The sequence below is a fragment of the Arenibaculum pallidiluteum genome (genome assembly GCF_017355985.1).
Lineage (GTDB): Bacteria > Pseudomonadota > Alphaproteobacteria > Azospirillales > Azospirillaceae > Arenibaculum > Arenibaculum pallidiluteum.
This window is the reverse complement of sequence record NZ_JAFIQU010000023.1, coordinates 47,744-56,805: the sequence shown is the minus strand read 5'-3', so window position 1 is coordinate 56,805 and position 9,062 is coordinate 47,744. Positions and strand designations below refer to the sequence as shown.

The window sequence follows — 9,062 nt, the reverse complement described above, 5'->3', positions numbered from 1 at the left end:
AGATTTCTTAATAGTTTCCGCGAGAGCTCCAGTAATGCCGTAGCGTTCCCCAAAGTTGGTAATTAGCCCGTCAAGAGTCTGCCTCGCTTCCCGATTCTTTCTTAAATCACCCTGAGTTGGCCCGAAGGAATAGCCGCTATCGTCCTTGCCGGCAGCGCTAATATGGTAGCCTCCGCCCTCGACATTGCGGATCGCGAGGGTAATATGCTTAGGGCCGCTCATGGCTTAGTTTCCAATTTAACAGAATGGTCAATACGGCGAAGATGCCCTTGAAGCTCCTGAATAAAGCTCAAATACCGGTGCACCGTGTCACGCTCTCCGACGTGCTGCTTAACCTCACGATTAAATCGCTCAAGAATCTCATCTGCAGGTATTAGCAGGAGTCGTTCATTAGATATGGACAAATCCTTGATAGCGGTCGCCCCACCGCTGCGAGCTAGTAGGTAAGTGTTCAATATTGGAATAACGACGTTTCCGTTGGGCAGTACAAATAACGTCATACCGATCGGAGAATAGGACAACTCAATATCGGAAATTCCAAGAGTAATATCGCATAGTTCGTTCGTTATTTCTTTCACTGGTGCCTTCTCAAAGGCCATCCATTTTGATATGTGATCTCCGCTCCTTAGGGTAAGAATCGGCCCAAACCCGACTGCACAGGAGCTTCCATATGGGTAATCAAGATGGAGACTATCCTGCACCGAAAGCTGGTAAGAGAATTCTGGTGAGGCGATTCGTATTCCAGATAGATCCGCCCCCTCTTTAAAGGGTTCAATACTTGATTCGTTAACAGCAATAGAGTAATAGTCATCTAATGGGATGCCGTACCGCTTCGCCTTTATGTAATCCTTGCCGTCTTTTGTGTAGGCATAGTGGAGATCATAGTCGAGGAGCTCGAATGCCACGATGTCTGCAAGTACTAACCTCGATGAAAAAGCCAAGGAAATAATGTATATTATAATCGTTACGCGCAGTAACGGTGCACAGAGCAGGATACGCATGGAGGCACCTTGTTCTCATGACTGCATTTCAATCGGTCACACAGCCGGATTACAGGACGCATCGCGAACATTCGGTGAGCCGATTGCTCCACCGTTGGTCACATGGGTTTCATGCATCCGCCAACCATGCGATCCACAACATTAACCTAGCGGTCATCATACACCGCAGAAGCCGATAATTCTATTTTATATTACTGTTAATGACAAATTAAAGTGCGTGGATGCAAGCGCCTAGGCTGATGGGGTCGCGTCGAAGAATGTTTGGGAGCTGGTCGACCGGGCCTCGATCAGCGCCAGCCGTGCTTGTTCGCCAACAAGTGACGGCGTATCGGGCATGACGTGCTAGCGTCGGCTCCACGAATGGCAGCAGGCCGGCGTGTGGGAGCGCCTGCACCGTATCCTGCTCGACCGGCTCGGCTGGGCCAACGCGATCGTCTGGTCGCCTGCTGCGGTGGACAGCTCCAGCGTTCCTGCCAAAAGGGGGGGCGAGGAGACCGGTCCGAACCCGACGGACCGTGGCAAGACGGGCTCGAAGCGCCACCTCCTTGTCGCTGCCGACGGCATTCCGCTCGCCCTGAAGGTCTCCCCGGCGAACCGCCACGACAGCCTGCTCCTGGAGGATCTCGTCGATGCCATGCCGCCGATCCGCCAGTGTGTCGGTCGGCCGCGCCGAAGGCCCGCCAAGCTCCACGCCGACAAGGGCTATGACTATGCGCGCCGCCGTTGGGCGCTGCGCCGACGCGCCATCATCCCCCGGATCGCCCGGCGCGGCATCGAGAGCAGCGAGCGCCTGAGCCGAGACCGAAGGGTGGTCGCGCGCACACTGGCTTGGTTCGCCCGCGTCCGCCGCATCGCTGTCCGCTACGAGCGGCGCGCCGACACCTTCAGAGCATTCCATCACATCGCTGCCAGCCTCATCTGCTGGCGCTTCGTCCAGAGATGATTCTGTTAGGCGCTCTAAACCGCGCCCAGAACAGCACCTACCACAGCCGAGCCATTTGAGCGTGCACTCTGATCAGCGTGACCATAAATTCCAGATCGATATTCTCGACGGGATGTGTGGCTGCGCGTGCCGTCGGCGACCCGTCCCGCGAGGACCAAGAGCGCGCCAGCAGGTTCACCCCTCGACCGGCAGCGTGCGGATCTGGCGTTGTCCATCAGGCCCGGTCACATGAAAGCTGAAGCTGTGGCCCTTCAACGCCGTCTTGCGCAGATCCTCGATCATTGCCTCGACGCCACCGAATGGCGTGATGAGTTCGACCAGCCAAGTGCGGTCGCCCGATTTCCAGTCGCTCGGCGCCAGCTTGACGATACCTTGGTTCACCCGTGCCTCGACCTCCTCCGACAGGTGCGCCCACATCGCTAGGCCGACGATACGCTCGCCATCGCGAAAGGTGCGGAACTGACCCAGCATCAGCGCCGGCATCAGGAACCATTCAAGGTCGGCGATGAACAGGAACTTGTGGCCGCTGGACTGCGACAGGAGCCAAACGATCTCGCCGAAGATACCAGCCAGCGTGGTCTGGCCACCAATGTGGCCTGCCTGTGGCGCGGGAGTTGGCTTAATGCCAGGACCCTGCACGCCTTCGGGCTTCTTTCCTGAGGTCATGCGCGGCACTCCCCATCGGCGGCCATCAGTGTTCTCTGCAGGGTATTGATCTTCAACACGCATGGATCTCCTTCTTAAGTTGCCTAGCGCCTGCACGTCCCCAGATAGGTCCCGGACGGCAGAATAGACGGGCTCATACCCGCGCGGCCGCAAGATCCGGGATCCGAGACCGCGGCGCATGCACGCCGGCACCGTGGTGGTTCCAAGACAATCCGTCCGGACGAGGTCGCCAGCCATCGATGAGTGCCGCGATGAGCCCGAGCTGAGCGGCGAGGCAACGACTGAGTTCGTAGCGGACCATCACGGTCTCGCGAGCGGCCAGGCTCAGGCTAGGTGGGCCAGTTCTGCTATCAAGAACCGCAATGACACGGTCTGCGATTGCACGGGAATCGAAGAAGTCGACCAGCCAGCCATTCACTCCGTCCTCGATCACCTCCTCGACCGGTGCCGTGCGCGAGCCTACCACGGTGCAACCGCATGCCATGGCCTCCAGCATCGACCAGGACAGGACAAAGGGATAGGTCAGGTACACGTGCGCCGATGAGACGCGGAGGGCTTCCAAGTATGTCGAATAGGGTACGCGGCCCAGGAAATGCACACGCTCCGGGTCGATTTCGACTTCAGCGAGCGCCAACTCACGGTACGTCTTGCCTGCTGGCGCCGGCTGTCCGTAGCTGACCGTGTCAGCGCCGATTACGACGAATTGCGCGTTTGATCGCTCGCGGCATAGGATATCCACCGCACGCATGAACTGCGGAAAACCTCGGTACGGTTCTAAGCTTCGCGACACATAGGTTACAACCTCGTCACGCTTCGTCAGCACTCGCCCGCTCGGCAGAATGAGGCACGTGTCATCATTCGGGAGGCAAACATTGGTATCGATCCCGTCGAATATCACTGAGAGCTTGTAACGATACTCCTTTGGGTACCGACTGGCCTGCCAGCCCGTGGGAGAAATTCCAGCATCCACTGCCTCCAGGCTCAGAAGGTTTGTGATGTTCTTTACGCGCACCCTACAGGAGTCGTTTAAACTCGCTGGCGATGCCGGGTCGAATCCCAGATCGGCGCCCATACTGGAATAATAGAACTCGAAGAACCCTAGCAGCGGAACCTGTGGGAAGACATCCTTGATGAACAATGCTTCACCCCAACCGGGGTGAGCGTAAATGATGTCCGGCAGAAATCCCTCCGCCTTCAACTCACCCAGCACCCGCGCGACCTGCTGCCCGTGCAGAACGGCTCTTTCGGTACCGACAAGATAGCGGTGCGTGCTGCGAGCGGGCTCACGCCGGGGCGCGTAGGTGATTCGCCGCACGCCAGGAATGTCCACGTCACGCCGTCGTGTCAGAAAGACGACTTCGTTGTCAGCGTCGGCCGCCAGATGACGCGCCAGGTGCTTGAACTGACCGGGCATATTCTGGTGGATGAAAACGATCCGCATCCTGGCTGTCCGTCTGCCCCAGCCTCGCCGAGCCCTAGGCTGGGCATTGCCTGCGCCAGTCCACCCCATAAGCCATAAATGAAGCCTTAATGCAAAATTATTCACTAACAGCCTCGTGCCATCACTTGTCGGGCTGAAGGCTGATCGGACGACCGCCGTGCTGCTCCGGCGCCACTGGTACAACGCCTCCACGGCCGATTATGGAGATCGCGGAGTTCCCCCAGCACAGCCGAAGATCACCAGCAGTTGAGCCCTTGTGGCGCCTAGCCCTCGACTCCCCGTCATGGCGTGTTCTAGGTTTGTTCGGTTGTTTGGGGGGTGGCGATGGAAGCGGATGGGCGAGAGGATCGAGATCGGTCCTTGGGATGGCGGGTGGACGTGGTGAGCAAGCTCACGGCCGAGCTCCTCAGGCGAAGTGGCGTGCCGGAAGAGAAGGTACGGGCCCTGCTGCAGGCCTTCGGCGGCAGCGCGATGATGCCGCTCTACAGCGCCGCGAACGAGATCATCCGCGACATGCGGGGCCAGCCCTTCGCCGAGTTCCGCATTGGCCCGCCGCGTAACTTCGGAGTGGAAGCGGCGCCGGCAAATCTGGGTTATGGTCCTGGCATGTGTGGCCGCTACACGATTCACAGCTCCCCGTCGCTGATTGCCGAGCGCTTCGGCGTCACCGGATCGCTACCAAACTTCGAGCCTCGATATAATGCGGCGCCCCTGCAGCAGCTCCCGGTCATCCGATTCAACTCGGAGACCAAGGAGCGGCGCCTCGACCTGCTGCGCTGGGGGTTGGTGCCGTCCTGGGCCAAGGACCCCACCATCGACAGCCGGATGATCAACGCCCGGCAGGAGACCGTCCGCACCTCGGGCGCCTTCAAGACCGCTTTCGCCAAGCGGCGCTGCCTGGTGCCAACGGACGCCTTCTACGAGTGGAAGAAGCTCGACGCCAAGACCAAGCAGCCCTACGCCATCGCCATGGCGGACCAGTCGCTCTTCGCGTTCGCGGGCCTCTGGGAAGGCTGGAAGAACCCGGCGACCCAGCTGTGGGAGCACACCTACACGATCATCACGGGTGAGCCGAACGCGGTTGCCGCGCCGATCCACGACCGCATGCCTGCGATCCTGCCACCAGACGCGTGGGGCCAGTGGCTCGGCGAGGAGGAGGCGAGCCCGGACGAGCTCGCCGCGCTGCTCAAACCCTATCCAGCCGAGGCAATGACTGCCTGGCCAGTGCACAGGGACGTCGGCAACGTGCGGAATGACCGGCCGGATCTGATCGAGCGGCTCAACTCGGCTTAGTTGCAACCCAGCCCGTAGCAGGGGCGCTGTGTTCCATAGGGGTTCATGTACGGAGTGCCGCGCGACGGCGCCTGGTATGCCGGGCTGCGAGTGCCCGGCTGACCGGTGTAGGGGTTCACGTTGCCCCGCGTTGTCCAATTATCGAGCGTCGTGCCGTTCGGCGAGGATCGCACGTGCGGCTGGACATAGGTGCCGTCGCGGCGCGTGTACCCCCTGACATAGGAATCCGCCAAGGCGGGCATAGCCGTGGCGACAAGCGCCAGGCAGAGCAACAGACGTTTCATGATCAACCCTCCCTGTTTTGTCCGATACGCTATCCTCACCACTTTTACGTGTCGAGTCATGAGAAGGATTCGCGACAGAACCACCGGCATGGCACGGGAAATGCCGGCCGAAAGTCGCCATGGTGGCCTCGATACCATGCGGTATGATCAGCCACCGCGCCGCGGCACTCCCGATTCGGCAGCACGGAGACGACGTTACCCAGCATGCGGCGATGCGCGCGGATGATCCGCTCGAGCAGGGCGACTGCGCGGGCGCAGCCACTTGGCGGCCGATCAGCGCGGCAATCGGCGAGTGCGGAACGCCAATCGACCGAGGATACGCCCTGCAATGATCAGAGCAGGAAGGCGCGCTCGCTGTGGCGGGTGAGCGCGGACATCGAGACGAAGCGGCCTAACTCGCAGTGTGCCTCGGTCGCCAGCCAATCCAGCTCGGCCTCGGCTTCCACCTCGGGAACGTCACGGTACCAGCTCTTGACCCGGCCACGCTGGCCATCGCACCAGCGATAGCCGCGGGCCTTCAGCATCTCGCGGTGCTCGAAGGCGCTGCCGATCGCCCAGACTCGTGCTGTTCGGCATCGTGCCTGCTCGAGCAGGGCGGAGAGCGCAAGGTGCCCGGTTTCCGGGAGCGGCTGGGCCAGCATGTGCAGGAGCGCGAGGCAGTCGTCCTCGGCCCGATGCGCCGCATAGAAGAAGCCGAGTCGGTAGGCGAGATAGTCCAGCTTCGTAGAGGCCACGCCCTCGTCCGCCCATGCGATCTCGGCATGCGAGCAGGCCCAGGGCTTGTTCGCGAAGCCCGGAATGCGCTCTTCAAGCCTCGGCCGGTCAAAGGCGGCGTTGTGGGCGCTGACCAGCGAGCTGTCGATCAGGATCGACTCGACTGCGCCATCATCAATGCGCTGCCCGTGGACGATGTCATCGGTGATGCCGGTCAGCTTCGTCACATCGGGCGGGATTGGCCGGCCTGGGTCCTCATACCATGACCAGCTGCCGAGGGCCTCGAACACCCGTCCGCATTCGACCCCGTACCGGAACTTGACCACTGCGAGCTGGATGATCGGATCGTCGGCGCTGAGGCCCGTCGTTTCGGTGTCGACGACCAGGCCGATGCGGGTCGCACAGCCGTCGTGCTCGTGATAGCGCGGCCGTGGCTCGAATTTGCGCAGGACGACATAGCGATCGCTCGCCTCGAGCAGAGCCGCCGCCGACTCGAGATCGACTCCCATGGTCAGCCCTGCCATACAACCGTCTGGATCGTGCCAGGCAACGCAGAGCGCGGAGGAACCTTGTGGTTCCACCTGCTGGCGGCGTGCGTTCCGATGACCATCGCCGGGATGCAGTCCTGCCCCGTCATACCGTTCGGCCCCACCGTGATCCGCAGCAAGAGCCTCTCCCATCCATGACCCCCAAGCCACAGGGCTATACCAGATGCCGTTGACGGTGCGGGTCTTCTCGCGGGCCGAGATCGAAACCGGCGCCGCCTGTGGCACAGACGCACTGATCTCGATCCGCAGCACCTCGTCGCGCGCGCCCTCGCGTGAGCTGGATGCTGCGGTCGCACAGGCCGTGCTTGGTGATGTGGAGGCAATCCTGGTCCTGCGCTTTGACGACATCGGCGTACCTGAGCTGGGACGCCAGACCGGGCCGCCGGACGAACAGGCCGCACAGGCGCTCGATTTCGTGCGGAGGCTGCGTGCCGACCAGCCCGACGCTTGCCTCGCCATCCACTGCGAGAAGGGCCGCAGCCGTTCGGCGGCGATCGCGCTGGGCGTGTTGGCGGATGAGCTCGGCCCAGCGGAAGAGGCTGAGGCCGTCTCCCGACTGCTCAGGACCGACCTGGACAGTCGAATGGCCCCGAACCCCAGCCTTGTCTCGCTCCTGGACGGGAGGCTCTGGCGGTACGGAGCTCTCGAGGCGGCCCTCGCAGCGGCCTCGCCTTCCTATGTCGCAGCAAGGGAGCACTGGCAGCGGATTGCCGCGGATCCCGAGGGGACGAAGGCCTGGACGGCCCAGAGGCAGCAACGCCGCCGCAACGAGTACAACCAGGATGGTCCTGGTGACTGGTAGGCGCGGACGCCCCTGGTGGTGCACAGCGGGCGCACGAACACCCGGACACGGAAGCCTGAACGGCCGCAGATGCGGCTCAACCGAAGGGGTTCACTGCAGTGCCGGGAGGCTTCGGCGGCGCGACGCCGTCAGGCAGCTCCGCATCCGCCTCAAGCGTTGTGACCACCGCGTCGATCACAGCCTTGAGAGCCCTGGCCTTCTCCAACCCTTTGCGGTCGCGAGTCAGGTCGACCGAGCCGAAGACCGCGACGCGGTCTTCTCGGTTCTCCACATTGAGGTCCCCCAGGGTCAGCGTCTGGTTCTCGTTCGCGAACGGTCTGAAGGCGGATCCGGACTTCTTCTTCGCCATGAGAGCTCCAGCTCAACGGGTCAGCTGCTCGATCAACCCCTTGAGGATCCCCTCGGGCCCATCCTGAGGGGTTTTGCCGCGCCGGCGCTCGCCCGGCAGCCGCGGGTCGGGAAGATCCACAACCCGAGTTCGGGCGCTGCCCTGGAGGGCAGGAAACGGGTTGATGCCAGCAATCGTGCTTAACTCCTTGATGGAAACCTCGCGCCACTCCTGCACGGGTCCGTTCTCAACGACGTAGGCCCCAGCCAATCCCGTCCTTGGCACATAAATGGCCTTCCACAGCCGCGTTGGTACGAAGACCCGCTCGTTGATGCGCCGCAGCGTCTCACCCTCGAAGAGGGCGCCGCTGACGACAAAGGCTTCGCCGCCGTCCCGAGCCAAATCGCGTGCGACGGCTTCGATGCCGGCCCATACCCCCCGGTTCGACTGCGGGTCCTGGGGAACCATGTTGGCGAGGGAAAAGCTCTCGGCCTGCGCAGGCTTGCTCGGCATGTCGGCCGCCGGCGCGAGATGCCCGCGATCGAACCCCGATCGGGCATAGTCGGCGAGTTCGGCTCGCTCGTCCGCAGGCAATCGGGCTTCCGGATGAAAGCTGTCCTCCCGCGGCGTATCGGCGGCCCGCTGCAGGCCGGAGTGGGTCAATCGCTCCGCCACCCAAAGCGGTGTCCGGGTCAGCCCGGAATGCAGGACCGCGAAGGCCCTGAAGCACAGCAAACGCGTCTTGGGAGCGAGTTTCGGATTAGCGATCTCGGGGGCCGAGGAGCCATGGAAATGTTGCGGACACGCGGCATCTGCGGCATTGGCCGGCTGGCCGACGAGGATCAGGGCAATCAGGCTCGCCGCAAGCAAGGTCTTCACGAGGGCGCCTCCCGCAGAAACTTCGAAACAGGTACAAGGCCAGCACGGGGCGCGCCTGGTGTCGGTCCGTGCCGTTCTCCCTCACCTGCTAACCGTATCCCATTGCGTGATCGCTTCCGATCGTGATGGTGCGACCTGCGCCGACGGCGGCATGTCACTGAGC

At 62.2% G+C, this 9,062-nt stretch carries 8 protein-coding genes and 1 pseudogene; 3 read left to right on the top strand and 6 right to left on the bottom strand.

Going from position 1 to position 9,062, the window contains the following annotated elements:
* Positions 1-218: 218 nt before the first annotated feature.
* Positions 219-1,001 (bottom strand): hypothetical protein, encoded by a 783-nt coding sequence (locus JUB13_RS28445; RefSeq protein WP_207485436.1) that lies wholly within the window; start codon positions 999-1,001, stop codon positions 219-221.
* Positions 1,002-1,329: 328 nt separating this feature from the next.
* On the opposite strand from JUB13_RS28445, the pseudogene JUB13_RS28440 reads away from it, so the two are divergent.
* A pseudogene (locus JUB13_RS28440) lies at positions 1,330-1,944 on the top strand (IS5 family transposase); the annotation flags it as partial.
* A 174-nt stretch (positions 1,945-2,118) separates the two neighbouring features.
* Here JUB13_RS28440 and JUB13_RS28435 read toward each other — a convergent pair.
* Both JUB13_RS28435 and JUB13_RS28430 read right to left on the bottom strand, forming a co-directional pair.
* A complete protein-coding gene (locus JUB13_RS28435) occupies positions 2,119-2,673 on the bottom strand; it encodes a toxin-activating lysine-acyltransferase (RefSeq protein WP_207485435.1) in 555 nt (184 codons plus the stop codon).
* A gap of 70 nt (positions 2,674-2,743) precedes the next feature.
* A complete protein-coding gene (locus JUB13_RS28430) occupies positions 2,744-4,051 on the bottom strand; it encodes a glycosyltransferase family 4 protein (RefSeq protein ID WP_207485434.1) in 1,308 nt (435 codons plus the stop codon).
* A 381-nt stretch (positions 4,052-4,432) separates the two neighbouring features.
* On the opposite strand from JUB13_RS28430, the gene JUB13_RS28425 reads away from it, so the two are divergent.
* A complete protein-coding gene (locus JUB13_RS28425) occupies positions 4,433-5,344 on the top strand; it encodes an SOS response-associated peptidase (protein ID WP_207485433.1) in 912 nt (303 codons plus the stop codon).
* 616 nt (positions 5,345-5,960) lie between these two features.
* Here the strand turns inward: JUB13_RS28425 and JUB13_RS28420 are convergent.
* Positions 5,961-6,851: a 3'-5' exonuclease gene (locus JUB13_RS28420; RefSeq protein WP_207485431.1), complete on the bottom strand. Its 891-nt coding sequence runs from the start codon at positions 6,849-6,851 to the stop codon at positions 5,961-5,963.
* Positions 6,852-7,053: 202 nt separating this feature from the next.
* Between JUB13_RS28420 and JUB13_RS28415 the strand changes: the two genes are divergently transcribed.
* A complete protein-coding gene (locus JUB13_RS28415) occupies positions 7,054-7,692 on the top strand; it encodes a hypothetical protein (protein ID WP_207485429.1) in 639 nt (212 codons plus the stop codon).
* A gap of 76 nt (positions 7,693-7,768) precedes the next feature.
* Here the strand turns inward: JUB13_RS28415 and JUB13_RS28410 are convergent, their stop codons facing one another.
* Together JUB13_RS28410 and JUB13_RS28405 are read right to left on the bottom strand one after the other, a co-directional pair.
* Positions 7,769-8,041, bottom strand: coding sequence for a hypothetical protein (locus JUB13_RS28410; protein ID WP_207485427.1), 273 nt, complete (start codon positions 8,039-8,041; stop codon positions 7,769-7,771).
* Between the two features lie 12 nt (positions 8,042-8,053).
* Positions 8,054-8,899, bottom strand: coding sequence for a DNA/RNA non-specific endonuclease (locus tag JUB13_RS28405; RefSeq protein WP_207485425.1), 846 nt, complete (start codon positions 8,897-8,899; stop codon positions 8,054-8,056).
* Positions 8,900-9,062: the final 163 nt, after the last annotated feature.